28 protein-coding genes are annotated in these 26,991 nt (G+C 64.1%); 23 read left to right on the forward strand and 5 right to left on the reverse strand.

Annotation, left to right across the window (positions count from 1 at the left end; all coding sequences use genetic code 11):
* The first annotated feature begins 2 nt into the window (after positions 1–2).
* The 8 genes from AB3X96_RS16300 to cysM all read left to right on the forward strand — a co-directional run bounded on the left by AB3X96_RS16300 (position 3) and on the right by cysM (position 7,350).
* Complete coding sequence (locus AB3X96_RS16300; RefSeq protein WP_006050255.1) at positions 3–326, forward strand: integration host factor subunit beta; 324 nt, start codon at positions 3–5, stop codon at positions 324–326.
* 298 nt (positions 327–624) lie between these two features.
* On the forward strand, positions 625–918 hold the full coding sequence (locus tag AB3X96_RS16305; protein WP_013090140.1) for a lipopolysaccharide assembly LapA domain-containing protein: 294 nt from the start codon (positions 625–627) through the stop codon (positions 916–918).
* A gap of 71 nt (positions 919–989) precedes the next feature.
* A complete protein-coding gene (lapB, locus tag AB3X96_RS16310) occupies positions 990–2,165 on the forward strand; it encodes a lipopolysaccharide assembly protein LapB (RefSeq protein ID WP_368590504.1) in 1,176 nt (391 codons plus the stop codon).
* Positions 2,166–2,291: 126 nt separating this feature from the next.
* Positions 2,292–3,695 (forward strand): UDP-glucose/GDP-mannose dehydrogenase family protein, encoded by a 1,404-nt coding sequence (locus tag AB3X96_RS16315; RefSeq protein ID WP_368590505.1) that lies wholly within the window; start codon positions 2,292–2,294, stop codon positions 3,693–3,695.
* Complete coding sequence (gene rfaE1 / locus AB3X96_RS16320) at positions 3,661–4,668, forward strand: D-glycero-beta-D-manno-heptose-7-phosphate kinase (protein WP_368590506.1); 1,008 nt, start codon at positions 3,661–3,663, stop codon at positions 4,666–4,668. Before AB3X96_RS16315 ends, rfaE1 begins: the two co-directional genes overlap by 35 nt.
* Positions 4,669–4,764: 96 nt before the next feature.
* Entirely contained in the window at positions 4,765–5,757 is a 993-nt protein-coding gene (rfaD, locus tag AB3X96_RS16325; RefSeq protein ID WP_368590507.1) for an ADP-glyceromanno-heptose 6-epimerase, read from the forward strand.
* 78 nt (positions 5,758–5,835) lie between these two features.
* A complete protein-coding gene (locus AB3X96_RS16330; protein WP_176105388.1) occupies positions 5,836–6,210 on the forward strand; it encodes a helix-hairpin-helix domain-containing protein in 375 nt (124 codons plus the stop codon).
* Positions 6,211–6,447: 237 nt separating this feature from the next.
* Complete coding sequence (gene cysM / locus AB3X96_RS16335) at positions 6,448–7,350, forward strand: cysteine synthase CysM (protein WP_176105389.1); 903 nt, start codon at positions 6,448–6,450, stop codon at positions 7,348–7,350.
* A 111-nt stretch (positions 7,351–7,461) separates the two neighbouring features.
* Here cysM and mltB read toward each other — a convergent pair whose 3' ends face one another.
* Complete coding sequence (gene mltB, locus AB3X96_RS16340; RefSeq protein ID WP_368590508.1) at positions 7,462–8,640, reverse strand: lytic murein transglycosylase B; 1,179 nt, start codon at positions 8,638–8,640, stop codon at positions 7,462–7,464.
* Between the two features lie 334 nt (positions 8,641–8,974).
* On the opposite strand from mltB, the gene AB3X96_RS16345 reads away from it, so the two are divergent.
* Both AB3X96_RS16345 and AB3X96_RS16350 read left to right on the forward strand, forming a co-directional pair.
* Positions 8,975–9,898 carry a histone deacetylase family protein gene (locus AB3X96_RS16345; protein ID WP_368590509.1) on the forward strand — a complete coding sequence of 308 codons (924 nt, stop codon included), beginning with the start codon at positions 8,975–8,977 and terminating at the stop codon, positions 9,896–9,898.
* 3 nt (positions 9,899–9,901) lie between these two features.
* Positions 9,902–10,711 (forward strand): enoyl-CoA hydratase, encoded by an 810-nt coding sequence (locus tag AB3X96_RS16350; protein ID WP_368590510.1) that lies wholly within the window; start codon positions 9,902–9,904, stop codon positions 10,709–10,711.
* 27 nt (positions 10,712–10,738) lie between these two features.
* On the opposite strand, the gene AB3X96_RS16355 is transcribed toward AB3X96_RS16350, so the two are convergent.
* Entirely contained in the window at positions 10,739–11,644 is a 906-nt protein-coding gene (locus AB3X96_RS16355) for a lysophospholipase (protein ID WP_368590511.1), read from the reverse strand.
* A gap of 239 nt (positions 11,645–11,883) precedes the next feature.
* On the opposite strand from AB3X96_RS16355, the gene AB3X96_RS16360 reads away from it, so the two are divergent.
* The 6 genes from AB3X96_RS16360 to AB3X96_RS16385 all read left to right on the forward strand — a co-directional run bounded on the left by AB3X96_RS16360 (position 11,884) and on the right by AB3X96_RS16385 (position 18,240).
* Positions 11,884–12,918, forward strand: coding sequence for a methionine ABC transporter ATP-binding protein (locus tag AB3X96_RS16360; protein ID WP_368590512.1), 1,035 nt, complete (start codon positions 11,884–11,886; stop codon positions 12,916–12,918).
* Positions 12,908–13,561, forward strand: a complete 654-nt coding sequence (locus AB3X96_RS16365) for a methionine ABC transporter permease (RefSeq protein WP_008924321.1) — start codon at positions 12,908–12,910, stop codon at positions 13,559–13,561. The genes AB3X96_RS16360 and AB3X96_RS16365 overlap by 11 nt, the downstream gene beginning before the upstream one ends.
* Before the next feature lie 48 nt (positions 13,562–13,609).
* Entirely contained in the window at positions 13,610–14,407 is a 798-nt protein-coding gene (locus AB3X96_RS16370; RefSeq protein WP_368590513.1) for a MetQ/NlpA family ABC transporter substrate-binding protein, read from the forward strand.
* Between the two features lie 236 nt (positions 14,408–14,643).
* Entirely contained in the window at positions 14,644–15,393 is a 750-nt protein-coding gene (locus tag AB3X96_RS16375; protein ID WP_368590514.1) for an electron transfer flavoprotein subunit beta/FixA family protein, read from the forward strand.
* Positions 15,394–15,415: 22 nt separating this feature from the next.
* A complete protein-coding gene (locus AB3X96_RS16380) occupies positions 15,416–16,351 on the forward strand; it encodes an electron transfer flavoprotein subunit alpha/FixB family protein (RefSeq protein WP_368590625.1) in 936 nt (311 codons plus the stop codon).
* A 98-nt stretch (positions 16,352–16,449) separates the two neighbouring features.
* Positions 16,450–18,240, forward strand: coding sequence for an acyl-CoA dehydrogenase (locus tag AB3X96_RS16385; protein WP_368590515.1), 1,791 nt, complete (start codon positions 16,450–16,452; stop codon positions 18,238–18,240).
* Between the two features lie 140 nt (positions 18,241–18,380).
* On the opposite strand, the gene AB3X96_RS16390 is transcribed toward AB3X96_RS16385, so the two are convergent.
* Positions 18,381–19,667, reverse strand: coding sequence for a D-amino acid dehydrogenase (locus tag AB3X96_RS16390; RefSeq protein ID WP_368590516.1), 1,287 nt, complete (start codon positions 19,665–19,667; stop codon positions 18,381–18,383).
* A 180-nt stretch (positions 19,668–19,847) separates the two neighbouring features.
* On the opposite strand from AB3X96_RS16390, the gene AB3X96_RS16395 reads away from it, so the two are divergent.
* Together AB3X96_RS16395 and AB3X96_RS16400 are read left to right on the forward strand one after the other, a co-directional pair.
* A complete protein-coding gene (locus AB3X96_RS16395) occupies positions 19,848–20,336 on the forward strand; it encodes an Lrp/AsnC ligand binding domain-containing protein (protein ID WP_013090122.1) in 489 nt (162 codons plus the stop codon).
* 146 nt (positions 20,337–20,482) lie between these two features.
* The gene (locus AB3X96_RS16400; RefSeq protein ID WP_368590517.1) at positions 20,483–21,634 is read left to right on the forward strand and encodes a PA0069 family radical SAM protein; all 1,152 of its coding nucleotides are present in this window, start codon (positions 20,483–20,485) and stop codon (positions 21,632–21,634) included.
* 34 nt (positions 21,635–21,668) lie between these two features.
* Here AB3X96_RS16400 and AB3X96_RS16405 read toward each other — a convergent pair whose 3' ends face one another.
* Together AB3X96_RS16405 and AB3X96_RS16410 are read right to left on the reverse strand one after the other, a co-directional pair.
* A complete protein-coding gene (locus AB3X96_RS16405; RefSeq protein WP_368590518.1) occupies positions 21,669–22,136 on the reverse strand; it encodes an NINE protein in 468 nt (155 codons plus the stop codon).
* A gap of 197 nt (positions 22,137–22,333) precedes the next feature.
* Positions 22,334–23,518 (reverse strand): sorbosone dehydrogenase family protein, encoded by a 1,185-nt coding sequence (locus tag AB3X96_RS16410; RefSeq protein ID WP_368590519.1) that lies wholly within the window; start codon positions 23,516–23,518, stop codon positions 22,334–22,336.
* A 171-nt stretch (positions 23,519–23,689) separates the two neighbouring features.
* On the opposite strand from AB3X96_RS16410, the gene rpsP reads away from it, so the two are divergent.
* From rpsP to AB3X96_RS16435, 5 genes are all read left to right on the forward strand, one after another.
* Complete coding sequence (gene rpsP / locus AB3X96_RS16415) at positions 23,690–23,944, forward strand: 30S ribosomal protein S16 (protein ID WP_013090118.1); 255 nt, start codon at positions 23,690–23,692, stop codon at positions 23,942–23,944.
* Positions 23,945–24,078: 134 nt separating this feature from the next.
* Positions 24,079–24,813 (forward strand): ribosome maturation factor RimM, encoded by a 735-nt coding sequence (rimM, locus tag AB3X96_RS16420; protein ID WP_368590520.1) that lies wholly within the window; start codon positions 24,079–24,081, stop codon positions 24,811–24,813.
* 25 nt (positions 24,814–24,838) lie between these two features.
* The gene (gene trmD, locus AB3X96_RS16425) at positions 24,839–25,606 is read left to right on the forward strand and encodes a tRNA (guanosine(37)-N1)-methyltransferase TrmD (RefSeq protein WP_368590521.1); all 768 of its coding nucleotides are present in this window, start codon (positions 24,839–24,841) and stop codon (positions 25,604–25,606) included.
* 146 nt (positions 25,607–25,752) lie between these two features.
* A complete protein-coding gene (gene rplS / locus AB3X96_RS16430) occupies positions 25,753–26,139 on the forward strand; it encodes a 50S ribosomal protein L19 (protein WP_176105405.1) in 387 nt (128 codons plus the stop codon).
* 87 nt (positions 26,140–26,226) lie between these two features.
* Positions 26,227–26,985: a CoA pyrophosphatase gene (locus AB3X96_RS16435; RefSeq protein WP_368590522.1), complete on the forward strand. Its 759-nt coding sequence runs from the start codon at positions 26,227–26,229 to the stop codon at positions 26,983–26,985.
* Positions 26,986–26,991 lie beyond the last annotated feature (6 nt).

Genomic DNA, 26,991 nt, shown 5'->3' on the forward strand with positions numbered 1-26,991 from the left:
GTATGACCAAATCGGAATTGGTCGCCCAGCTGGCTACGCGATTTCCGCAACTTGTTCTCAAGGATGCGGATTTCGCGGTGAAGACGATGCTTGATGCGATGTCGGAGGCGCTTGCCAAAGGTCATCGCATCGAAATTCGTGGCTTCGGCAGCTTCGGCCTCAACCGCCGTCCCTCCCGCGTCGGACGCAATCCGAAGTCGGGCGAGAAGGTGCTGGTACCCGAGAAGTACGTACCGCACTTCAAGCCGGGCAAGGAGTTGCGCGAGCGGGTCGATCGTCGCGCGGGCGAGCCGCTGAAGGCCGAGGAGCCGGATGACGACCTTTAATGACTCCGCTGTGTGTGTTGCAGCGTGGCATAGCTAGCGTCAGCGGCCAAGGCCAGTCGGCAAAAGACCAGGAAAAGCGCCTTCGGGCGCTTTTTTTTTCGTCCATCATTTGAGAAGTCGCGCCTTCCGCTGCGGCCTTTGCATTTCGCGAATGGCCCGTAAGTCCGGCATCCCGCCACTTGCTGCCCAGCCGCGAGGGCATCCATTACAATACGGGTCACTTCGGCGCGGGCAACACCGTGGCGCGACGCGTCATCAAGCCGGCGTCATCCCGCAACTGCCGTGAAGAGATCTATTCATGAAATTTATCGTCTGGCTGATCCGTGTGCTGGTGTTCGTGCTGCTGCTCGTGCTCGCGCTCTCCAACACGCAACCCGCTACGCTGAATTTCCTCGCCGGCTACGTCTGGTCGGCGCCTCTGATTCTGATCGGCCTCGCGTTTTTCGTGATCGGCTTGCTCGCCGGGCTCGTGTCGGCGATGCCGGCCGTCGTGCGTCTGCGCATGGAGAATGGCCGGCTCAGGCGCGAGTTGCGCGTGGCGCGAGAGACTCCCGCCGTGGTAGAGCAGCCGCCGATGCCGCCGCTGATCTGAGCTGTCTTGCGCCGCGCGTGCTCCGAGCGCGGCTTTTCGTTTTGGCTTTTCCGCACATTTGCATTAATCGCATGGATCTAGACTTCTGGTGGCTGCTGGTCATACCCGTCGCGTTCGCGTTCGGCTGGATGGCGGCGCGCTACGACCTCAAGACGCTGCTGTCCGAAAGCGCCAACCTGCCGCGGTCGTATTTTCGCGGCCTGAACTTCCTTCTCAACGAGCAGCCCGACCAGGCGATCGATGCATTCATCGAAGTCGTCAAGCTCGACCCTGAAACGGTCGAATTGCATTTCGCGCTCGGCAATCTGTTCCGCCGGCGCGGCGAAACGGACCGCGCGATTCGCGTGCATCAAAATCTGCTGAGCCGCGCGGACCTGCCGGTCAACGAGCGCGATCACGCGCTGTACGAACTCGGCCAGGACTTCCTGAAAGCGGGTCTGCTCGACCGTGCCGAAGAAACCTTCCGCTCGCTGCAAGCGGGCGATTACGCGCTGGGTGCTCAACGCGCGCTGTTGACGATCTACGAGATCGAGAAAGACTGGGTCAAGTCGATCGATACCGCGCGCCACCTCGAAACGATGGGCGCACCGTCGCTCGACAAGGAAATCGCACAGTTCTACTGCGAACTTGCGCAGGAAGCGCTGCAGCAGAAGAAGCCGGACGAGGCACGTCATCAGCTCGGTCTCGCGCTGAAGGCGAACCCGACCAACGTGCGCGCGACGATCCTGTTCGGCGATGTCGACGCGGCCGGCGGCGCGCCGGAAGCGGCGATTGGGCAATGGCGCCGCGTCGAGGAGCAGAACCCCGCGTATCTGCCGCTCGTCGCCGAGAAGATCATGAAAGCATATGAAGTGCTCGGCCGCGCGCAGGAGGGCGCCGATCTGCTGACCACGTGGGTCGACCGTCATCCGAGCAACGATCTGCTCGACGTTGCGTATCAGCACGTCGCATCGCTGCGCGGCGCCGATGCTGCGCATGCGCTCGCGCGCACGCAGATGCAGAAGTCGCCGAATCTGGCCGGCATGACGCGTCTGCTCGAAGCGCAGCAGGCCGTCGCCGAAGAGCCGCGGCGCGGCGAGCTCGAACTGATGCGCACACTGATCCGCCAGCGCACCAAGAATCTGCCACGCTATACGTGCCAGAATTGTGGTTTCAGGGCCCGGCTTTTCTACTGGCAGTGCCCGGGATGCAGCGGTTGGGAAACCTATGCGCCGCGCCGCGTCGAGCCGATTGCCGCGCCGAACTGACGCCGCATGCGCGGCGGTGGCCGCGTCGGCGTTCATTGGCGCGCAATCGCCCCACGAATTTCGCAACGAGTTTATCGCCGGCCTCACGAGCGGCATTCATCACCGGAACCATCTACCGGACAGCGTATGAAAATCACCATTATCGGCACCGGCTATGTGGGCCTTGTCACCGGCGCGTGTCTCGCCGAAATCGGCAACGACGTCTTCTGTCTCGACGTCGATCAGCGCAAGATCGACATCCTCAACAAAGGCGGCGTGCCGATTCACGAACCGGGCTTGCAGGAGATGATCGCCCGCACGCGCGCGGCCGGTCGCATCACGTTCTCGACCGATGTCGCGGCGAGCGTCGCGCACGGCGACGTGCAGTTCATCGCGGTCGGCACGCCGCCCGACGAAGACGGCTCCGCCGACCTGCAATACGTGCTCGAGGCCGCGCGCAACATCGGCCGCACGATGAACGGCTTCAAGGTGATCGTCGACAAATCGACGGTGCCGGTCGGCACCGCGCAACGCGTGCGCGCGGTGATCAACGAAGAGCTCGCGAAGCGCGGGCTCGCCGGCAGCGCACAGCATCGCTTCTCGGTCGTGTCGAACCCCGAGTTCCTGAAGGAAGGCGCGGCCGTCGACGACTTCATGCGCCCCGACCGTATCGTGATCGGTATCGACGAAGACGAACCGGGCACACGCGCGCGCGAAATGATGAAGCGTCTGTACGCGCCGTTCAACCGCAACCACGAACGCACGCTGTACATGGACGTGCGCTCGGCCGAGTTCACCAAGTACGCGGCCAACGCGATGCTCGCGACGCGCATCTCGTTCATGAACGAGATGTCGAATCTCGCGGACAAGGTCGGCGCCGACATCGAGGCGGTGCGCCGCGGCATCGGTTCCGATCCGCGCATCGGCTATCACTTCCTGTACGCGGGCTGCGGCTATGGCGGCTCGTGTTTCCCGAAGGACGTGCAGGCGTTGATTCGCACCGCGAGCGAGAGCGGCCACAACCTGCGCATTCTCGAGGCGGTCGAGGAAGTGAACGACCAGCAGAAGGACGTGCTCGTGAACAAGATCGCCGCGAAGCTCGGCGAGGATCTGAGCGGCCGCACGTTCGCGGTGTGGGGCCTCGCGTTCAAACCGAATACCGACGACATGCGCGAGGCGCCGAGCCGTCGCGTGATCGGCGAGCTGCTCGCGCGCGGCGCAAACGTGCGCGCGTACGATCCGGTCGCCGTGACCGAAGCGCAGCGCGTGTTCGCGATGGATCTGCACACGGCGCCCGAGCAGCTCGCACGTCTCACGTTCACGAGCGCTCAGGACGAAACGCTGACCGGCGCCGACGCGCTCGTGATCGTGACCGAATGGAAGGAGTTCAAGAGTCCAGATTTCGTGCATCTGAAATCGGTGCTGAAGACACCGCTGATTTTCGACGGCCGCAATCTGTACGAACCGGACGCGATGATCGAGCTCGGGATCGACTATCACGCTATTGGACGCCCCTATGCCCAACCCTCTGAACTTCCGGCCGATGCCTGAGGCCATGCCCGCGGCGCCCGCGTCCACCACGGCGCAGAAGCTCACGTTCGTGCCGCGCGGGCAGCTCAATGCGGCGCGCGTGCTGGTGGTCGGCGACGTGATGCTCGACCGTTACTGGTTCGGCGACGTCAACCGCATCTCTCCGGAGGCGCCCGTGCCGGTCGTGCACGTGCAGCGCCAGGAAGATCGCCTGGGCGGCGCGGCGAACGTCGCGCGCAACGCGGTCGCGCTCGGCGCGCAAGTGGGTCTGTTGTGCGTGGTAGGTCATGACGAGCCCGGCGAGCGCATCGTGCAGCTGCTCGACGAAAGCGGCGTGACCCCGCATCTCGAACGCGATCCTGCCTTGCTGACGACGATTAAGCTGCGCGTGCTGTCGCGTCAGCAGCAACTGCTGCGCGTCGATTTCGAAAACTCGCCGGCGCATGAAGTGCTGCTAGCGGGGCTTGCGCGTTTCGATGAGCTGCTGCCGTCGCACGACGTGATCCTGATGTCCGACTACGCGAAGGGCGGCCTCACGCATGTCACGCAAATGATCGCGAAGGCGCACGCGGCCGGCAAACCGGTGCTCGTCGATCCGAAGGGCGACGACTGGGAGCGCTATCGCGGCGCGACGCTGATCACGCCGAATCGCGCGGAATTGCGCGAGGTCGTCGGACAGTGGAAGTCGGAGGAAGACCTGATCGCGCGTGTCACGAAGCTGCGCGCCGAACTCCAGTTCAAGGCGCTGCTGCTGACGCGCTCGGAGGAGGGCATGACGCTGTTTGCCGACGATGGCATCCTGCACGCGTCGGCCGTTGCGCGCGAAGTGTATGATGTGTCGGGCGCGGGCGACACCGTGATCGCAACGCTTGCCGCGATGCTCGGCGCGGGTCTTTCTCTCGTCGACGCAGTCGGGCTCGCGAATCGCGCGGCCGGCATCGTGGTCGGCAAACTGGGCACCGCCACCGTCGACTACGACGAACTCTTCTCCTGATGCAGCCCGCGGGGCTGCCGTCGTCCGACGGACCAGCGGACCCCGCGGCGTTGACTGAACGAAGCTCACTACAAAGCTCACTACGGCAGGATCATCATGACCGTCATCGTCACCGGCGCGGCCGGTTTTATCGGCAGCAATCTCGTGAAGGCGCTCAACGAGCGCGGCGAACAACGCATCATCGCGGTCGATAATCTCACGCGCGCGGACAAGTTCAGGAATCTGGTCGACTGCGAAATCGACGACTATCTCGACAAAACCGAATTCGTCGAGCGCTTCAGGCGCGGCGAATTCGGCAAGGTGCGCGCGATTTTCCACGAAGGCGCCTGCTCGGACACGATGGAAACCGACGGCCGCTACATGATGGACAACAACTACCGCTATAGCCGCGACGTGCTCGACATCTGTCTCGCCCAGGACGTCCAGTTCCTGTATGCGTCGTCGGCGGCGACGTATGGCGGCTCGAGCCGCTTCGTCGAGGAGCGCGAGGTCGAGCAGCCGCTCAACGTGTACGGCTATTCGAAGTTCCTGTTCGACCAGGTGATTCGCCGCGTGCTGCCCACGGCGAAAAGCCAGATCGTGGGCTTCCGTTATTTCAACGTGTACGGTCCGCGCGAAACGCATAAGGCGCGCATGGCATCGGTCGCGTTTCACAACTTCAATCAGTTCCGCGCCGAGGGCAAGGTCAAGCTGTTCGGCGAATACAACGGCTATTCGGCTGGTGAGCAGACGCGCGATTTCATCTCCGTCGAAGACGTCGTCAAGGTCAATCTGTTCTTCTTCGATCATCCGGAGAAGTCGGGCATTTTCAATCTCGGCACCGGCCGCGCGCAGCCGTTCAACGACATCGCGAGCACCGTGGTCAACACGCTGCGCGCGCTGAACAACGAGCCGGCGCTGTCGCTCGCGGATCAGGTGCAACGCGGACTGATCGAATACATTCCGTTCCCCGATGCGCTGCGCGGCAAGTACCAGTGCTTCACGCAGGCCGATCAGTCGAAGCTGCGCGCGGCCGGCTACGACGCGCCGTTTCTGAGCGTGCAGGAAGGTGTCGATCGTTACGTGCGCTGGCTGTTCGGCCAGGTGTAATTAGTACGCCGTCCTCTTTAAACTGGAATCTCCTGGCTGGTGATGGTCGCCGGCCAGTGGCAACAGGGAGATTCCAATATGTTTCGAAAAGTACTGGTTACCGCGGCGATGCTCGCCGCTTTCGGCCACGCGTATGCGGCGGTCGACGTCAATACGGCTAACGAGGACGCGCTGCGCGGCATCAAGGGCATTGGTCCGGCAAAAGCCAAAGCGATCGTCGACGAACGCAATGCGCACGGCCCGTTCAAGGACGCGGCCGATCTCGGCAAGCGCGTCAAGGGCATGGGCGGCCACACCATCGAGCGCCTGCAGGCGGAGGGTCTCGCTGTCGGACCGGCTGGCGCGGCTGCTAGCACGCAGGTTGCGGCAGCTGCAGCGGGTAAGGAGCCGGCCGCTGCGGCCGCGCCCGCCGCCACGCAGAAGGGCGCCGCCGCAGTGGCGGTGAAGAAGTAAGCGGCCGCGAGCCTTGCGCGTGTCATGCTGACGAGCGGCTTGCGGCGCGCAGGGACCGCGAACATCCCATTGCTCCGATTTGCGCACACGACTTCCCGCGGCTCGCAGCCGCGGGCTTTTGCGCAGCAAGCGGCATGCATCCATGCGGGCGGAAGGGCTGCAGGGCAGCGCCGGAGATCGTAGTTTAGAATCGATGGATTGAAGACACTCTTTCGCGCATCGACCGCTAGACCCCATATGGCATACAAAACGATTGAAGACACGGTCGGCAATACGCCGCTCGTACAACTCGTCCGGCTTCCCGACGACGAGATCCGCAGCCGCAACAATGTGATCCTCGCGAAGCTCGAGGGCAACAATCCGGCGGGGTCGGTGAAGGACCGTCCGGCATTGTCGATGATCAAGAAGGCCGAAGCGCGCGGGCGCATCAAGCCGGGCGACACGCTGATCGAGTCGACCAGCGGCAACACCGGCATCGCGCTCGCAATGGCCGCCGCGGTCCGCGGCTACAGGATGGTGCTGATCATGCCGGAAGATCTGTCGGTCGAGCGCCGTCAGAGCATGGCGGCCTACGGCGCGGAAATCATTCTGACGCCGGTCAAAGGCGGCATGGAGTACGCGCGCGATCTCGCCGAGCAGATGCAGCGCGAAGGCAAGGGCATCATCCTCGATCAGTTCGCGAACCCGGACAATCCGGCTTCGCACATCGAAGGCACGGGCCCGGAAATCTGGCGCGACACGGAAGGGCGCATCACGCACTTCGTATCGTCGATGGGCACGACCGGCACCATCATGGGCGTGTCCACGTATCTGAAAACGCAGAACCAGCAGATCGAAATTATCGGCGCGCAGCCGGAAGAGGGCTCGCGTATTCCGGGTATTCGCAAGTGGCCGGAAGCGTATCTGCCGAAAATTTTCGACCGTAGCCGCGTCGACCGTGTGGAGAACGTCAGCCAATCCGCGGCCGAGGCGATGGCGCGCCGGCTGGCGTCGGTCGAAGGCATCTTCGCGGGAATTTCGTCGGGCGGTGCGTGCGAAGTCGCGCTGCGCATCGCGCGTCAGGTCGAGAATGCGACGATCGTGTTCATCGTCTGCGACCGCGGCGACCGTTATCTGTCCACGGGAGTGTTTCCCGCGTAAGCGGGTCGCCGGGCGCCTTCGCGGGCGCACGAGCCAATGAAAAGCGCCGGTTGAGCCGGCGCTTTTTTACGTCCTTCAACGCGAGGCGCGCATGGCGACTCGCGGGGCGACTCACTGCGAATTTGAGTTCGACTGATCTGTCTGACTTTGCGACGCGCCGCCGTTGTTGACCGCCTTCGCGGCATTTGCAGTGTCGATTGCTTCCATCTGGGCCTTGACCTTCTGACCGAGTTGATACACCGCAAGCGCATAGAAGAAGCTGCGGTTGTAGCGGGTGAGCACGTAGAAGTTCTTCAGGCCGAGTACGAACTCGGTGCCCCGTCCCGGGGTCGGCAGATCGACCACCGTGACCGGCGTGCCCGCTTCCGAAGCAATGTCGAGGTTCGGCTCGTTCAGCACGAGACCGGCGCGCAGCAACTGGTCGAGCGGCCAGTGCGGCTCCGGCTGGCCAGTGGCCGCCGCCTGCGCGACACCGAGGCTGCCCGCGTCCGAGCCGATTCGCCATACCACCGGCCGGCCGCTTTCCCAGCCATTCTGGCGCAGATAATTCGCGACGCTGCCGATCGCGTCGGCATCGCTCGTGCGCAGATCGATGTGCTTGTTGCCCTCGTAGTCGACCGCGTACTGGACGATGCTGCTCGGCAGGAACTGCGGAATGCCGATCGCGCCCGTGTATGAGCCGAGCACCGTGTTCGGGTCGATCTGCGCGTCGCGTGTCCACACCAGGTAGTCTTCGAGATTCTTGCGGAAGGTCGCCTGGCGGTCCGCGCGATTCGCGGTGTTCGGATAATCGAAGCTCAGCGTGGTCAGCGCATCGAGCACGCGGAAATTACCCATGTAGCGACCGTAGATCGTCTCGACGCCGATAATACCGACGACCATCTCCGGCGGCACGCCGAACTCCTGATACGCGCGCTGCAGCGTGGCCCGGTTCTCGCGCCAGAACTGCACGCCGGCATTGACGCGCACCGGGTCGAGGAAGCGCGCCTGATACGAGCGCCAGTTCTTGACCGACGGCGTCGGCGACGGCGTGACCAGCTTCACCGCGGTCGCCGAGTAGCTGACGCCGGCGAACAGCGCGTGCAGCGACGCTTCGTCGAAATCGTAGCGCGCGACCATCTCGTTGATGAACGCATCGACGTTCGCGTTGTTCGCATAGCGCTGCGGAATGATCTCTTCCTCAAACGTTTGCCCTTGCGGTACCGGCTGTTGCGGCTGGCTCTGCGCGAGCTGCACCGAGGCTTTGCGCGTGGCGCTTTGTGCGCTCGCGGGACTTGCTGCGATGAACATGCACGATGCGACGGTCAGTGAGGCGGCGAGGGAGTTGAGGCGAAGCCGGTTGCGTGGGGATCCTGCGGACAGAGCAAGCTTGACGGTCATGGTGAGCAGTGAGCGCGATGCGTGAAAGGCTGGAAGCAGTCGGAAAGCGGCAGGAACGAAACGGCGAATAACGGGTCGGGGAAGTATACCCGACGGCTCCCGCAAATCCGTGCTGAATCGGCGACAGCGGCGTCGTGTGGTAACTTGACGAATGGAGGCGCGCGGGGGCGCGCGCCGCTCGACGGAGACACGCCGCGCGCGCAGTTGATGCGCCGCGCCGTAGAAGAGACGCACAACACAAACTATGGCAACAGGTTTCTATTCCCACCCCGACTGTCTGCTGCACGACATGGGACAGTGGCATCCCGAGTGCCCCGCGCGCCTGCAGGCGATCGAGGATCAGCTGATCGCGAGCCGCATCGACGCGCTGATCGAGCGCGAGTCGGCGCCGCTCGTCGACGAGGCCGCGCTGCTGCGCGTGCACACGCAGGCGCACGTCGACTACATCCGCGGTCGCTCGCCGGTCGAGGGCGTCGCCGAAATCGATCCCGACACGACGATGAACCCGCACACGTTGCGGGCCGCGTTGCGCGCGGCGGGCGCGGCCGTCGCCGCCACTGACGCGGTGATCGAAGGCCGCTACGACAACGCGTTCTGCAGCGTGCGCCCGCCCGGCCATCACGCGGAGCCGGCGCGCGCGATGGGCTTCTGCTTCTTCAACAACGTCGCGATCGCCGCACGCCACGCGCTCGACGTGCATGGTCTCGCGGGGGTCGCCATCATCGACTTCGACGTGCATCACGGCAACGGTACCGAGGCCGCATTCGCGGGCGACCCGCGCGTGCTGATGTGCAGCATCTTTCAGCACCCGTTCTATCCATTCACGGGCGCCGACAACCAGGCGTCCAACATGTGCAACGTGCCGATGCCGGCGCGCTCGAACGGCATGGTCGTGCGCGAAGCGGTCGATATGCTGTGGTTGCCGCGCCTGCACGAGTTCAGGCCGGAGATGCTGTTCATCTCGGCCGGCTTCGACGCGCATCGCGAGGACGACCTCGGCAACATGGGCCTCGTCGAAGACGATTACGCATGGATCACCGACCAGGTGCGCGAGATCGCGCGACGCTATGCGCGCGGGCGCATCGTCAGTTGTCTCGAGGGCGGCTACAACCTGTCGGCGCTCGGGCGCAGCGTGGTCGCGCACGTGCGCTCGCTCGCGGAGATCTGAGCCATGAACGTCAACCCCGTCAATACCGGCGACGCGTCGCTGGTCACGATCGAACCCGACGCGTATCGTGTACCGGGCGTCGTGCGCGTAACGATGAACCGGCCCGATGCGTTCAACGCGCTGTCCGAAGCGCTGCTCGACGAACTTCAGCAGACGCTGACCGACATCGCGAAGACCGATGCCCGCGTGGTCGTGATCGCCGGCGCGGGCCGCGCGTTCTGCGCCGGGCACGACCTGAAGGAAATGCGCGCGGCGCCGTCGCTCGCGTACTACCAGCAGCTGTTCGCGCGCTGCACGAAGCTGATGCTGACGATCCAGCGCCTGCCGCAGCCGGTGATCGCGCGCGTGCACGGAATCGCGACCGCGGCCGGCTGCCAGCTCGTCGCCATGTGCGATCTCGCGGTCGCCGCCGAGACCGCGCGCTTCGCCGTATCGGGCGTGAACCTCGGGTTGTTCTGCGCGACCCCGTCGGTGCCGCTGTCGCGCAACCTGTCGCGCAAGGCCGCGCTCGAAATGCTGCTGAGCGGCGATTTCATCGACGCCGCCGAAGCCCGCAAGCAGGGGCTCGTGAACCGCGTCGCCCCAGCCGATGCGCTCGACGACGAAGTCGCGCGGCTCGCCGCGAGCATCTGCGCGAAGCCGGTCGAAGCGGTCAGCGCGGGTAAGGGCCTGTTCTACCGGCAGCTCGAAATGGGCATCGAGGCCGCGTACCAGCTCGCCGGGCAGACGATGGCCTGCAACATGATGGACGACTCGGCGCTCGAAGGCGTGCAGGCTTTCATCGACAAACGCGCGCCGGAGTGGAAGCGCTAGCCGACGGCTACCACGCGCCGCATCTTCTCAACTCCGTCCCACCGACCGTCTTTCAATCCAGTCGACCAACGCGGCGATCACCCGATCGCGGTCGAGGTCGTTCATCGTCTCGTGATAGCTGCCCTCGTGCAGCGTGAGCGTCTTGTCAGGCGAACCCGCGTGCTCGCCGAACGCGCGGCTGCCGTCGGGCTCGGTCAGTTTGTCGTCGGTGCCGTGAAACACGAGCAGCGGCATGCGCAGCCCCGCGCGGCCACGTTCGATGCGCGCCATCGCCAGCAACAACTCGGCGCCCGTGCGCGCCGGAATCGCGTCGTGATGCACGAGCGGATCGTTGAGGTTGGCTTTGACGACCGGCTGAAGGCGCGACAGCAGCGCGGGGTCGATCTTCATCGCCGGGAAGCCCGGATAGACGCGGCTGATCACCTGGCTCAGCGCGAGCATCCACTTCGGCACGTCGCGCCCCGGCGCAAGCGCGGGGCTCGAGAGGATCAGACCACTCAAGCGCCTCCCGCTGGCGTCGAGGCGTTCGATCGCGTACAGCGCGGCCACCGCGCCACCCAAGCTGTGGCCCATCAGGAAGAGCGGCGCGCAGCTTTGCGCGGCGGCGTCGAGCAGCGCCTGCGCATCGAGCAGGTAGTCGTCGAAGCGTTTCACATAGACGCGCCTGCCGGGCGCGTGGCCGTGGCCGCGCAGATCGACCGCGACGAGTTCGATGCCCGCCGGGTTGAGCCGGTCCGCTACGGCCGCGTAACGGCCGGCGTGCTCGGCGAGGCCGTGCAGCAGCGCGACCGTCGCGCGTATCGGCCGGTTCGGCTGCCAGCGATACAGCGGCAACTCGATGCCGTCGGCGGTCGTGACCGACGCGCGCTGCGGCGCTTCCTTATTAAGACTGCCGGCGCTCGCGCGCACCGTGTGGCTCGGGGAAGTTTGCATGGCGGTAGGCTGTGCGGAAGGGGGTGGTCCGATCATAGTCGGAGCGGCGCGATGCGCGAGAGCTTTGTACGTAACGCGCGGCTCTAATGCCCTTTGGTTATGAAAAGATCGGAATTGATTATTAAAGGGTATGTCGACGCTGCGGTAGAATGGCGACCTTAAATCCCAAATAAAAGAAACGGCGGCCGCTTGCCGGGAGCACGACGCTCGCCGGCAGCCACCGCCGTTTTCGTTTGTCCATGATCGAAATACGCAATGTTTCCCAGCGGTTCGCCGGACCCCGGGGCTGGGTCGAGGCGCTGCACAACGTCAATCTGACGATTCCGGCGGGCGAGGTGTTCGGCATCATCGGCCGCAGCGGCGCGGGCAAGAGCACGCTCGTGCGCACGATCAACCTGCTGACCCGCCCATCCGAGGGCAACATACTCGTCAACGGCCGCGATCTGACGACGCTGCCCGCCGCGCAACTGCGCGACGCGCGTCGCGAGATCGGCATGATCTTCCAGCACTTCAATCTGTTGTCGTCGCGCACCGTGTACGAGAACGTCGCGCTGCCGCTCGAACTGGCCGGCATGAAGCGCGACGAAATCGAGGCGAACGTGCTGCCGCTGCTCGAACTGGTCGGACTGTCGGCGCAGAAGGACCGCTATCCGGCGCAGATCAGCGGCGGGCAGAAGCAGCGTGTGGGTATCGCTCGCGCGCTCGCGAGCAAGCCGAAGGTGCTGCTGTCGGACGAGGCGACCTCGGCGCTCGACCCCGAGACCACGCGCGCCATTCTTGATCTGCTGAAGCGCATCAACCGCGAACTGAACCTGACGGTCGTGCTGATCACGCACCAGATGGACGTGATCAAGCAGGTCTGCGATCGCGTCGCGGTGCTTGACGCTGGCCGCGTCGTCGAACAAGGCAAGGTGATCGACGTGTTCCTGCAGCCGCACCACGAAGTCACTCGCGCGCTGATCGGCGACGTGATCGCGCAGGAGCTGCCACCCGCCATGAAGGCGCGCGTCGCGCAGCGCCTGAAGACCGGTAGCGGCCATCTGCTGCGCCTCGCGTTCACTGGTTCGGGCGTCGATCAGCCGATCCTGTCGGAGACGATTCGCCGCTACGAGCTCGACTTCAATATCCTGCACGGCCAGATCGATGAAATCCAGGGGCAGGCGTTCGGCTCGCTCGCGGTTCTGGCGGGCGGCGATCCGGCCAAGGTCGCGCAGGCGATCACGTTTCTGCGCGAGCAGGGTGTCGTCGTGGAGGAGCTGTCGCATGTTGAGTGAAATGTTCGATATGTTCGTCCAGTCGTTCTGGGAGACGCTGATCATGGTCGGCATCTCCGGACTGATTGGCGCCGTGGTTGGCGTGCCGCTCGGCGTGCTGCTGTATCTGACCGACCGCCAGGGCGTGCTCGAAAACGTCGCGGTGAATCGCGTGATGGGCGTGATCGTCAATGCGGTGCGCTCCACACCGTTCATCATCCTGCTGGTCGCGGTGATTCCGTTTACGCGGCTCGTCGTCGGGTCGTCGATCGGCACCGCGGCGGCCATCGTGCCGCTGACGATCGCCGCCGCGCCGTTCATCGCGCGCCTCGTCGAAACGGCGCTGCGCGAAGTCGACCGCGGGCTCATCGAGGCCGCCCAGGCGATGGGCGCGACCACCAGCCAGATCGTCTTCAAGGTGCTGTTGCCGGAATCGCTGCCGGGCGTAGTCGCCGGGTTGACGATCACATTCGTGTCGCTGGTCGGCTATTCGGCGATGGCCGGCGCGATCGGCGGCGGTGGCCTTGGCGACCTCGGCATCCGCTACGGCTATCAGCGCTTCCTGCCGGAAGTGATGCTCGCGGTCGTGCTGATCCTGATCGTGTTCGTGCAACTGGTGCAGTCGTTTGGGGATTGGCTCGTGCGTCGTTTGAGCCATAAGTAAACAAGGGCGTTCGGAAGCCCGCTCATAGAGATTCGGAAAAGGTCCATCATGCAACGTCGCCTCATTCTCAAGCTGGCCGCCGCGCTCGGCGCGGCAACGCTGTTCGCCACCACCGCGGCGCATGCCGACGATACGATCAAGGTCGGCGTCACCGGCGGCCCGCACGCGCAGATCATGGACGTCGTGAAGACGGTCGCCGCGAAGAACGGCCTCACCATCAAGATCGTCGAATTCTCCGATTACGTGCAGCCGAACGCGGCGCTCGCGAGCGGCGATCTGGACGCGAACAGCTACCAGCACGACCCGTACTTGCAGGCGCAGGTGAAGGACCGTGGCTACAAGCTGATCCGTGTCGCCGATACGGTCACGTACCCGATGGGCATCTACTCGAAGAAAGTGAAGTCGCTCGCCGAACTGCAGCCGGGCGCGAAGATCGCCGTGCCGAACGATCCGACCAACGGCGGCCGCGCGCTTCTGCTGCTGCAGAAGCAGGGCTTGCTGAAGCTGCGCGCCGATGCCGGCCTGAAGGCGACGCCGCTCGACATCGTCGACAATCCGAAGAAGCTGAAGATCGTCGAGCTCGACGCGGCGCAGATTCCGCGTTCGCTGGGCGACGTCGATGCCGCCGCGATCAACACCAACTTCGCGATGGAAGCGGGCTTGAAGCCGAAGCAGGACGCCATCGCGATCGAGGACCCGAAGGGTCCGTACGTAAACGTGATCGCGATTCGCGAAGCGGACAAGAACAAGCCGTGGGTCGCGAAGCTCGTCGCGGCGTACCACTCGCCGGAAGTGAAGCAGTTCGTCGACAGCAAATTCGGCGGCTCGGTGATCACCTCCTGGTGATGCAATGATCCGCGAACCAGGCAGAACACGACGGCAATGGGAAATTAGAGGTCGGAGTCGGAACCCGGGGTTGTTTCCCGGGTTTTTTAGAGATTAAAATAGAACGATCGTTCGATATTGCCGTCACGCCGCGGAGGAGCGATATCCTTCCGCAAAGCGCCCGCGACACGGCTGCCATGAGGGCAGTCGCTATAATGTTTGTCGGGTTGACGTATTCGTAACTTTGGAGCGTGTGCATGAAAATTCTGGTGCCAGTGAAAAGAGTGGTCGACTACAACGTGAAGGTCCGCGTGAAATCGGACGGTACGGGCGTCGATATTGCGAACGTGAAAATGTCGATGAATCCGTTCGACGAAATCGCGGTTGAAGAGGCGGTGCGGCTGAAGGAAGCGGGTGTCGCGACCGAAGTGATCGCCGTGTCGGCCGGTGTGACGCAGTCGCAGGAAACGCTGCGCACGGCGCTCGCGATCGGCGCGGACCGCGCGATCCTGATCGAATCGAACGAAGACCTGCAGCCGCTGGCCGTTGCAAAGCTGCTGAAGGCACTGGTCGACAAGGAACAGCCTTCGCTCGTCATTCTGGGCAAGCAGGCCATCGACGACGATTCGAACCAAACCGGCCAGATGCTCGCCGCGCTGGCGAACCTGCCGCAGGCGACGTTCGCGTCGAAGGTGGTCGTGGCGGATGGCAAGGCGACGGTATCGCGTGAAGTGGATGGCGGCGCGGAAACGCTGTCGCTGACACTGCCGGCCGTGGTCACGACCGATCTGCGCCTGAACGAGCCGCGCTACGTGACGCTGCCGAACATCATGAAGGCCAAGAAAAAGCCGCTGGAAACGGTGAAGCCCGAAGACCTCGGCGTCGATGTCACGCCGCGTCTGAAGACGCTGAAAGTCGCCGAGCCTCCGAAGCGCTCCGCCGGTGTGAAGGTGCCGGACGTGAAGACGCTGGTCGAGAAACTGAAGACCGAAGCCAAGGTGCTGTGAGGAGACGCAAGAAATGACGAATCTGGTTAACCTGGTAGTAGCAGAACACGATAACGCGTCGATCAAGGCCGCGACGCTGAATACGATCGCAGCGGCACAGAAGGTCGGCGGTGATATTCACGTGCTGGTCGCGGGTCACAACGCGCAGGGCGCGGCCGATGCGGCAGCGAAGATCGCCGGCGTCGCCAAGGTACTGCTCGCCGACGCGCCGCAACTCGAAGCGGGTCTCGCAGAAAACGTCGAAGCGACGGTGCTGACCATCGCCAGGAACTACACGCACATCCTCGCGCCGGCTACCGCGTACGGCAAGAACGTCGCGCCGCGTATCGCCGCAAAGCTCGACGTCGCGCAGATCAGCGACATCACCGCAGTGGATAGCGCCGACACGTTCGAGCGTCCGATCTACGCGGGCAACGCCATTGCGATCGTGCAATCGGCTGATCCGATCAAGGTCATCACCGTGCGCTCGACCGGTTTCGACGCCGTCGCAGCCGAAGGCGGCAGCGCAGCGGTCGAAAAGATCGAAGCCGCAGCCGACGCAGGCATCTCGCAATTCGTGAGCCGCGAAGTGACGAAGCTCGATCGTCCGGAACTGACGAGCGCGAAGATCATCGTGTCCGGTGGCCGGGGTCTGGGCAATGGCGAGAACTACACGAAGGTGCTCGAGCCGCTGGCCGACAAGCTCGGCGCGGCACTGGGCGCATCGCGCGCAGCCGTCGACGCGGGCTTCGTGCCGAACGACTATCAGGTCGGCCAGACCGGCAAGATCGTCGCGCCGCAACTGTACGTCGCGGTCGGCATCTCGGGCGCGATCCAGCACCTCGCGGGCATGAAGGACTCGAAGGTCATCGTCGCGATCAACAAGGACGAAGAAGCGCCGATCTTCAGCGTGGCCGACTACGGCCTCGTCGGCGATCTATTCACCCTCGTGCCGGAACTCGTGAAGGAACTCGGCTAAGCGCCGCGGCGGTTGAAACAGGCCGCCGAGAATAAGCGAAGGGCGCTGGACCGACCAAGTCCCGCGCCCTTTTTTCATATCAAGGGAGGAGAACCGAAATGAGCTATACGGCGCCCATCAAGGACATGCTGTTCGTGATGAAAGAACTGGCCGGACTCGAAGACATCGCGAAGCTGCCCGGCTTCGAAGACGCGAACCTCGATACGGCGCAGGCCGTGCTCGACGAGTCGGCGAAACTGTGCGGCGAAGTGCTCGCGCCGCTGAACGTCGACGGCGATCGCAACCCGAGCAGTTGGAAGGATGGCGTCGTCACCGCGACGCCCGGTTTCAGGGACGCGTTCCACCAGTTCGCCGAGGGCGGCTGGCAGGGTGTGCAGCACCCGCTCGACTACGAAGGACAGGGGTTGCCGAAGCTCATCGGGACGCCATGCGTCGAAATGCTCAACGCGTCGAATTTGTCGTTCGCGTTGTGTCCTTTGCTCACCGACGGCGCGATCGAAGCACTACTGACCGCCGGCAGCGAAGCGCAGAAAAAGACCTTCGTGCCGAAGCTGATTTCAGGCGAATGGACCGGCACGATGAACCTGACCGAGCCGCAGGCGGGCTCCGATCTCGCGCTGGTGCGCACGCGCGCCGAGCCGCAGGCCGACGGTTCGTTCAAGCTGTTCGGCACGAAGATTTTCATTACCTGGGGCGAGCACGACATGGCGAAGAACATCGTCCATCTCGTCCTTGCGCGCACGCCTAACGCGCCCGATGGTGTGAAGGGCATTTCGCTGTTCCTCGTGCCGAAGTTTCTCGTCAACGAGGACGGCTCGCTCGGTGAGCGCAACGATGTGCATTGCGTGTCGATCGAGCACAAGCTCGGCATCAAAGCGAGCCCGACCGCGGTGCTGCAGTTCGGCGATCACGGCGGCGCGCTCGGTCAGTTGATCGGCGAAGAGAATCGCGGCCTCGAATACATGTTCATCATGATGAACGCCGCGCGTTTCGCGGTCGGCATGCAAGGCGTCGCGATTTCGGATCGCGCGTATCAGAAAGCGGTCGCGTATGCGAAGGAGCGCGTGCAGAGCCGTCCCGTGGATGGCTCCGCGAAGCAGTCGGTCGCGATCATCCAGCACCCGGACGTGCGCCGCATGCTGTCGACGATGCGCAGCCTCACCGAGGCGTCGCGCGCGCTCGCGTACGTCGCGGCCTCGCACTGCGATATCGCGCATCGTCATCCTGACGACGCGACGCGTGCCAAACATCAGGCGATCTACGAATACCTGGTGCCGATCGTGAAGGGCTGGAGCACGGAATTGTCAATCGACGTGGCGAGCCTCGGCGTGCAGGTGCACGGCGGCATGGGCTTCATCGAGGAAACCGGCGCCGCGCAGTACTACCGTGACGCGCGCATTCTGCCGATCTACGAAGGCACGACCGCGATCCAGGCCAACGACCTGATCGGTCGCAAGACGCTGCGCGACGGCGGCAAGGTCGCGAAGGAACTGCTTGCTGGTATCGCCGAAACGGTCGAAGCGCTCGGTGCGCAGCAGGGCGCGGCGTTCGCGTCGATGCGGACGCAACTCGCTGAGGGTCAGCGGGCGCTTGGCGCGGTCGTCGATTTCGTCGTCGCGAATGCGAAGGGCGATCCGAATGCGGTGTTCGCGGGCAGCGTGCCCTATCTGAAGCTCGCGGGCATCGTGCTAGGCGGCTGGCAGATGGCGCGTGCGCAGCTTGCGGCGGCGGCGAGGCGCGACGAGGATCCCGCGTTTCATGACGCGAAGATTGCGACCGCGCGGTTTTACGCCGAGCATGTGCTGCCGCAGGCGGCGGCGCTCGAAGTGGCGATCGTCAGCGCGAAGGGTGGCGAGGGCGTGTTGGCTTTGTCGGAAGACCAGTTCTAAGCATGCCTCGGTGCCTGCCGCGATTGCGGCGGCACCTTGGAAAACAAACGGCGCCTCGCGAGGCGCCGTTAGTTTTTGCCGCTGCTGTTTGTTGCCGCGTGCGCTTGCGGCCAGGGCCGCGTCAGCGCACGCACTCGAACTCACGCATACGCCGGCCGATGTTCGCCCGCGGTCTCGCCGAGATAGCGATGCACCGACAGATCGTCCGCGCGGATCGCCGGTTGCTTGCCCGACATCAGGTCGGCGAGCAGTTGGCCTGAGCCGCACGACATCGTCCAGCCGAGCGTGCCGTGGCCGGTGTTCAGGAACAGGTTCGGCACCGGCGTGCGGCCGACGATCGGCGTGCTATCCGGCGTCATCGGCCGTAGACCGGTCCAGAACGTCGCCTTCGACGTGTCGCCGCCGCCCGGGAACAGGTCGTTCACCGAAAGCTCGAGCGTCTTGCGGCGCGCCTCGCGCAGTGATTTGTCGAAGCCCACGACCTCAGCCATGCCGCCGACGCGAATCCGGTCATCGAAGCGCGTGATCGCGATCTTGTAGGTCTCGTCGAGCACGGTCGACACCGGCGCGGCAGCCGCGTCGACGATCGGCGCGGTGATCGAATAGCCCTTCAGCGGATAGACCGGAATCTTCACGATGCCGTCGAGGAAGCGCGTCGAGTACGAGCCGAGCGCGACCACGAACGAGTCCGCGCGCACCAGTTCGCCGCCGCACTGCACGCCGGCGATGCGGCCGCCTGCCATCGCGAGCGCGTCGATCGGCGTGTTGTAGCGGAACTTGACGCCCAGTTGCTCGGCGAGTGCCGCGAGGCGCGTCGTGAACATCTGGCAGTCGCCCGTTTCGTCGCCTGGCAGGCGCAGGCCGCCCGTGAGCTTGTGCGACACCGCGGCGAGCGCCGGTTCAGCCTTGCCTAGTTGGTCGGCGCTCAGCAGTTCGTACGGCACGTTGGCTTCCTGCAGCACGGCGATGTCTTTCGCGGCGCCGTCGAACTGCTGCTGCGTGCGAAATACCTGCAGCGTGCCACCGGTGCGGCCTTCGTACTGGATGCCGGTGTCGGCGCGCAGCGCCTGCAGGCAGTCGCGGCTGTATTCGGCGAGCCGCACCATGCGGCCCTTGTTCACCCCATAGCGCGGCGCCGTGCAGTTCTGCAGCATCTGCCACATCCATTGCAGCTGGAACGTGGTGCCGTCGAGGCGGATCGCGAGCGGCGCGTGCTTCTGGAACATCCACTTGACGGCCTTCAGCGGCACGCCCGGCGCGGCCCACGGCGACGCGTAGCCCGGCGAGATCTGGCCCGCGTTGGCAAAGCTGGTTTCGAGCGCCGGGCCGGCCTCGCGATCGATGACGGTCACTTCGTGACCGGCGCGTGCGAGGTAGTACGCGCTCGTTACACCGACGACGCCACTGCCCAAAACGACGACTCGCATAGCTGCTCCAGATGTCCAAAAATTGAGTGAGGGCAAGGCGCGTTTCGCTGGATTCGATCTGCTTCGATTCGACGAGCTGCAACGTGAGGTGAAATGCCGTCTGCCCAGTGTTAACCGCTATACTATTGACAGTGAAGCAGGTTTTGTTATCGAATTTTCATCATTTTCAGCAAAAACACTATGCGTACCCAGCGCCATCCCGTGCGGGCTCTCGATAAGCTCGATCACAAGATCCTGCGGCTCCTGCAGCAGGACGGCCGTATGGCGATGAAAGACCTGGCGGAACGGGTCGGTCTGTCGGTGACACCTTGCATCGAGCGTGTCAAGCGAATGGAGCGCGACGGCGTGATCACCGGCTACTACGCGCGCGTGAATCCGGCAGAACTGGGCGCGGCGCTGCTGGTGTTCGTCGAGATCACGCTCGATCACAAGAGCGGCAACATGTTCGACCAGTTCCGCCGCGAGGTGCAGAAGATCCCCGAGGTGCTCGAGTGCCACCTCGTGTCGGGCGATTTCGACTATCTGATCAAGGCGCGCATCGGCGAAATGGCCGACTACCGCAAGTTGCTCGGCGACATCCTGCTGCAGTTGCCGGGAGCGGTGCAGTCGAAGAGCTATGTGGTGATGGAGGAAATCAAGGAGACGCTGACGATCGCGGTGACCGACTAAAGTGCCTGATCGCTGACGGGGCTGGTCGCGCATCTCGCGGCACCCGAAGTGCTCGACAAACGGCGTAAATACTGTATATTTATACAGGTGTTTTGCGCCGTTTTCTTTTGGCGCTTCCTGTTTGCGCTAGCTTTGCGTGGCCCGCCGTGGATGACCCCGACACCCCTGACATTCCGGAATTTCCGATCGCGCCGCCGGCGCCTCGCAAGGGGCGCGGTGCGGTCACGAACCTGCAAGGCCGCTACGAAGTCGACCAGCGCGAGGCCGTCGACGACGGCTGGCAGGCGGCCGACGAAGACTGCGAGCCGAAGCTCCTGCGCACGCAGGTGTTCGGGGAGCGCGCGAAAACCATCCTCACACGCAACGCGTCGCCGGACATTCCGTTCAATGTGTCGCTGAATCCGTATCGCGGTTGCGAGCACGGTTGCATCTATTGCTTCGCGCGGCCCACGCACAGTTACCTGGGGTTGTCGCCGGGGCTCGATTTCGAAAGCCGCATCTACGCGAAGATCAACGCGCCCGAACTGCTCGAGCGGGAACTGTCGAAGAAATCCTATGTGCCCGAGCCGATCGCGCTCGGCGTCGCGACCGACGCATGGCAGCCGGCCGAACGCGACTTGCGACTTACGCGTCGGGTGATCGAGGTGCTCAGCGAGCGCAATCACCCGTTCGCGGCGATCACCAAATCGTCGCTGATCGAGCGCGATATCGACCTGCTCGCGCCGATGGCGGAGCGCGGGCAATTCATGGCCGCGATCACGATCACCACGCTGGACGCCGACATCGCGCGCACGCTCGAACCGCGCGCGGCGACGCCGTCGCGCCGCCTGCGCACGATCCGTACGCTCAGCGAGGCGGGCATTCCGGTCGGCGTCAGCATCGCGCCGGTGATCCCGTTCGTCACCGAACCGGACATGGAGCGCGTGCTCGAAGCGTGCGCGGAAGCGGGCGCCAGCAACGCGAGCTATATCGTGCTGCGGTTGCCGTGGGAGGTCGCGCCGCTGTTCAAGGATTGGCTGAGCGCACATTTCCCGGATCGTGCCGAGCGCGTGATGAACCGTGTGCACGACATGCGGGGCGGCAAGGATTACGACTCGTCGTTCTCGACCCGCATGAAGGGAGAGGGGTTATGGGCGGATCTGCTCAAGCAGCGCTTTCACAAGGCCGCGCGCCGGTTGGGGCTGAGCGGGCGTGACCGCGGCATTCTCGACATGTCGCACTTCCGCCGGATCGAGTCGCCGCGCGCCGAGCAGGCGAGCGCACCGGCGCGTGACAATCCGCAATTGAGGCTTTTCTAGCGCGCAGGAATACCTGTTGGTCCCGCGACGGGTGTTACTGCGAAATCGCTTTGGCCGCTTCGACCTGGCTTTCGAAGTAGGTCTGGAACGCGAGCGCGAGACCGGTCATCAGCAGAAACGCACCGATGAGCAGCGAAAAGATCACGACGAAAATGACCGTCCAGCCTGAGCGGCTTTTGCGTTGCGTGTGGGCGTTGAATTGCGCATCCCATTTCTGATCCGGACGCAGCCCGTAGACGAGCGCGGCCAGAAACGCAGAGAACAGTGAAACCGCACCGATCGACGCGAGCACCCAGCCGAGGATCGACGCGCGCTCGGTCGCGATCAGCAGCATCACGCCGGGAATGCCGATCAGCGTGCCGAGCAGATGCGTCCAGCCGAAGATGTCCCGGATGCCATACAGATAGAAGCGGTGGGCGCCGAGGCTGCCGAACAGGAACGCCAGCGCGGCGGTGAGCGTCTTGGATCTGAAGCGCGGGGAGGTCGAGGCAACGGTGGACATGAACGCGTGGGCAGAGTGACAGGCGGTCGAAAGGAGCGGCGCGCCGCAGGGCGCGGACCGACGCGCATTCTACGCCTGCGGCGGGCGGGTGGTTACGTTGAGGGCGAGCGCCCGCGCTGAAAGCGGGGCGGCGGAACGCGCCGGAACTGGCTGAAGACCAGTGCAGCCGCTCAGCCGGACATGCATGCATCCGCGCTCTACGGCGCCGAATACGTGACGCGATAGATCGCGCCGGCGGTATCGTCGCTGATCAGTAGCGAACCGTCCGGCAGCGGCAGCACGTCGGCGGGACGGCCCCACACCGATTCGCCGGGTTGCAGCCAGCCTTCGGCAAAGACTTGCTGGCGTGCGTGGCTGCCCTCAGGGTCGGTGATCACGCGCACCACGCGGTAGCCTACCTTCTTGCTGCGGTTCCACGAGCCGTGCTCGGCGATGAAGATATTGTTGCGGTAGTCGGCCGGAAACATCGGGCCGTCGTAGAAGCGCATGCCAAGCGCCGCCACGTGCGCGCCAAGCTTGACCACGGGCGGCGTGAAGTCGCTGCACGGATGATCCTTGCCGAACTCGGGGTCGGGCGTGTCGCCGCCGTGACAGTACGGAAAGCCGAAGTTCATGCCGACTCGTGACGCGCGGCTGAGCTTGTCGCTCGGAATGTCGTCGCCGAGCAGGTCGCGACCGTTGTCGGTGAACCACAGTTCGTGGGTGACCGGATGCCATGCGAAGCCAACCGAATTGCGGATGCCGCGCGCCACGACCTCGTAGTGGCTACCGTCCGGGTCCATGCGGCCAATCAGCGCAAAGCGGTCCGGATCTCTCTGGCAAATGTTGCACGGCGCGCCTTGCGGCACGTACAGCTTGCCATCCGGGCCGAACGCGATGAATTTCCAGCCATGATGCGTGTCCGTCGGCAGCTTGTCGGTGACGACGACCGGTTTCGGCGGATCGTTCAGGTGCGAGTCGATCGCATCGAAGCGCACGATTTTCGACACGGCCGACACGTACAGCGCGCCATCGTGCCACGCGACACCGGCGGGCATCTGCAGCCCGGACGCGATCACGTGGCGCCCCGTCACGCGGCCGTTCCGCAGTTCGAGCGCATAGACGTGCCCATCGTTGCTGCCCACGTACAGAATGCCCTTGGGCGATAACGTCATCGCGCGTGCGCTCGGCACGTCGTCCGACAACACCTCGATGTGAAAGCCCGGCGGCAGCTTGATTTTCTCGATGGGTAGCGCGGCGTTTGCCGTCAACGCCTGCGCGGTGAGCAACGTGGCCGCCGCCACGCGTAGAATCCGGCTGCGCGGGGTGCGCGAAAGTCCAGCAAAGCGCACGAAAAAAGCAAAAAAGGCGAATGGAAACAGAAGGTTCGGTTGGCGTTGCACACGCGCTCCTTCAGGTAATTCGGGCGTTTGAGCGGGATCGCGCACTTCTTGTAGAAGGCCGGTGCGGCCCGGTTCCTCAGTTTATCCCGGTAAGTGTTTGTTATGGCGTCGGTTTCCCGCTATAATCGCGTGTTTCAGTCGTTCCGAACCCCGGTTTTCAAGGATTCTAGTATGGTCATCATCCGCTTGGCTCGTGGCGGCTCCAAGAAGCGCCCGTTCTACAACATCGTCGCCACCGACTCGCGCAGCCGTCGTGACGGCCGCTTCATCGAGCGCGTCGGTTTCTACAACCCGGTCGCTACGAAGGGCGAGTCCCTGCGTATCGCTCAGGATCGCCTGACGTACTGGCAAGGTGTTGGCGCGCAGCTGTCGCCGACCGTCGAGCGTCTCGTGAAGGAAGCCCAAAAGGCACAGCCGGCTGCTTGATATGGCAGCCCGCGGGCGTATCGTCGTCGGTTCGGCCGGCGGCTCGCGCAACTCGCGTGAGCAGTCCGATGCGCAATTTGTGTTACTGAAGCAGACGCCAAAGCCGGCTGCGAAGTTGTTGTCGAGGTTATTCGATGTCTGAGCGTGATTCCGGCAGTTCTGGTAGCGCCAAGGCAGCTTCGCGCGCAAAGGCGTCTGGTCAGGCGTCGTTCGGCGCATTCGTCCGCAAGCCGGTCGAACGAACCGACGGCAAGGTGAAAGAGGCGCAGGCCAAGGTAGCGAACGCTGGTTCCGAAGCTGCAGAAATGCGCATCGAAACGGCGGCGAGCTGGCCAGCCGATGCGGTCGAAGTCGGCGCAATCGTCGACGCGTATGGTCTCAAAGGCTGGGTCAAGGTGGCCGCGCATGCGGATGCCGGGCATGGCGGCGACGCCTTGCTGAGCGCGAAGCGCTGGTGGCTGCTGAAAGGCCAGGAGCGCAAATCGGCGCCGTCCTTGCAGGCCAAAACGCATAGCGACAGCGTGGTCGCCCGTCTGGGTGGCATCGCTGACCGCGATGTGGCGCTGGCTTTGCGCGGCTCTCGCGTGTACATCAGCCGTAGCGAATTTCCGGCGCTCGAAGCCGACGAATTCTACTGGGTCGATCTGATCGGCCTGGACGTGGTGAATCTCGCTGGGCTCAGCCTCGGCAAGGTCGCCAGCATGATCGACAACGGCGCGCAGTCGGTGCTGCGCATCGAATACCCGGCTACCGATAAAAGCGGCAAGCCGATCGCAGGCGAGCGTTTGATCCCGTTCGTCGGCGTCTTTGTCAAAACGGTGGACCAGACGGCCAAGCAGATCGTCGTCGACTGGGAAGCTGACTATTGAAATCTATCGTTGAGTGGGGAGAGCGATGCAGTTCGATGTCGTGACGCTCTTTCCAGAAATGTTCCGCGCGCTGACTGACTGGGGTATCACCAGCCGGGCCGCGAAGCAGCAGCGTTATGGGTTGCGTACGTGGAATCCGCGCGATTTCACGACCGACAACTACCGCACCATCGACGATCGCCCGTACGGCGGAGGCCCCGGCATGGTCATGCTGGCTCGGCCGCTCGAAGATGCGATCAGTGCCGCGAAAACGGCGCAGTCGGAGCAGGGCATCGGCGCGTCGCGCGTTGTGATGATGTCGCCGCAAGGCGCCACGTTAAATCACGAGCGCGTGATGAAGTTCGCGACCGAACCCGGTCTGATCCTGTTGTGCGGGCGTTACGAAGCGATCGACCAGCGTCTGCTCGACCGTGTCGTCGACGAGGAAGTCAGCCTTGGCGACTTCGTGCTGTCGGGCGGCGAGCTGCCCGCGATGGCATTGATGGATGCGGTCGTGCGTCAGTTGCCCGGCGTGCTGAACGACTCGCAGTCGGCGGTGCAGGATAGTTTCGTCGACGTGCTGCTCGATTGTCCACACTACACACGTCCCGAGGAATACGAGGGCGTGCGTGTGCCCGATGTGCTGCTCGGCGGCCATCATGCGGAAATCGAAGCGTGGCGGCGGCGCGAAGCATTGCGCAACACGTTGAACAAACGGCCCGATCTGATCGTGAAGGCCAGAAAGAACAGAATGCTGAGCCGTGCCGACGAGGCGTGGCTCGCAAGTCTCGCGAAGGAAGAGCCGAAGGCCTGAGGCTCCGGTCTTTCGAGCGGACAAAAGGCGGTGCCGTATATGCGTGTGCGGTGCCAGATGTGAACCCATCCTCTATCGGGGCCGTAGCCCAACGCAGTAAGCGTGGGCAGGTACGAACGCCGACAAGATGGATCTAGGAGTCAGTGATGAATCTGATTGCAAAACTCGAGCAGGAAGAAATCGCGCGCGTTCTCGGCGAAAAGACCATTCCGGATTTTGGTCCGGGCGATACGGTCATCGTCAGCGTGAACGTGGTTGAAGGCACGCGTAAGCGTGTGCAGGCTTACGAAGGCGTCGTGATCGCCAAGCGTAACCGTGGTCTGAATTCGTCGTTCATCGTCCGCAAGATTTCGTCGGGCGAAGGCGTCGAGCGTACGTTCCAGACGTATTCGCCGCTGCTGGCAAGCATCGTCGTCAAGCGTCGCGGCGATGTGCGTCGTGCGAAGCTGTACTATCTGCGCGAGCGTTCGGGCAAGTCGGCTCGAATCAAGGAAAAGCTGGTCTCGAAGGACCGCGCTCCTTCCGAAGCGTAAATGCTGTAAGAAAAAGCACCCCTCGCGGGTGCTTTTTTGTTGGCCAGGTCAAAATAGCGGCATGTCCCCGCTCATCAGAGAGACCCGTTGATCCGCCCCGTCTTTGAGCCCGAAACTCTGCCTGTCATCGCGACGGGCGCCGATCTGCCACCGGTCACGGGCGAGCGTCTGACGCCCGATGCACTGCGGGCGCGCTTCGATCGGCAACTTGCCTGGACCCCTGAAAAAATTGCCGATGCGCCGTGGCGCAACACTGACCTCGACCCACGCGTGGCCGCGGTGCTGGTGCCGCTCGTCGTTCGTGCGCGAGGCCTTACCGTGTTGCTCACGCAGCGCGCGGACCATCTGAGCGATCACGCCGGCCAGGTGAGTTTTCCCGGCGGCCGCCAGGAACCTTTCGACGCCAATGCGATCGCCACGGCGCTGCGCGAAGCGCGTGAAGAGGTGGGTCTCGACGCGTCGCGCGTCGAAGTTCTCGGCGCGTTGCCCGACTATCTGACTGGCACCGGCTTTCGCGTGTCGCCGATCATCGCTCTCGTGCACCCGCCTTTCTCGCTGGAGATCGATCCGCTCGAAGTCGCCGAGGTTTTCGAAGTGCCGCTCGCGTTCCTGATGGACCCGTCCAACCACGAAGAGCGGCTGTTCCGCTACGAGGGCGGGGAGCGCCGCTTCTTCGCGATGCCGTATCCGCGCGGCGAATTGACGGTGGCTCCGGAAGCCGCCGAGCAGCACGGCGGGCAACACGCCCAGACGGCCACGCCAGCGGCCGTGCAAAGCGGCCATCATTTCATCTGGGGCGCGACGGCCGCGATGCTGCGCAACCTCTATCGGTTCCTCGCCGCGTGAGAGGTA

Source organism: Paraburkholderia sp. BR13439, from assembly GCF_040948805.1.
In the GTDB taxonomy this organism is placed as follows: domain Bacteria; phylum Pseudomonadota; class Gammaproteobacteria; order Burkholderiales; family Burkholderiaceae; genus Paraburkholderia; species Paraburkholderia youngii.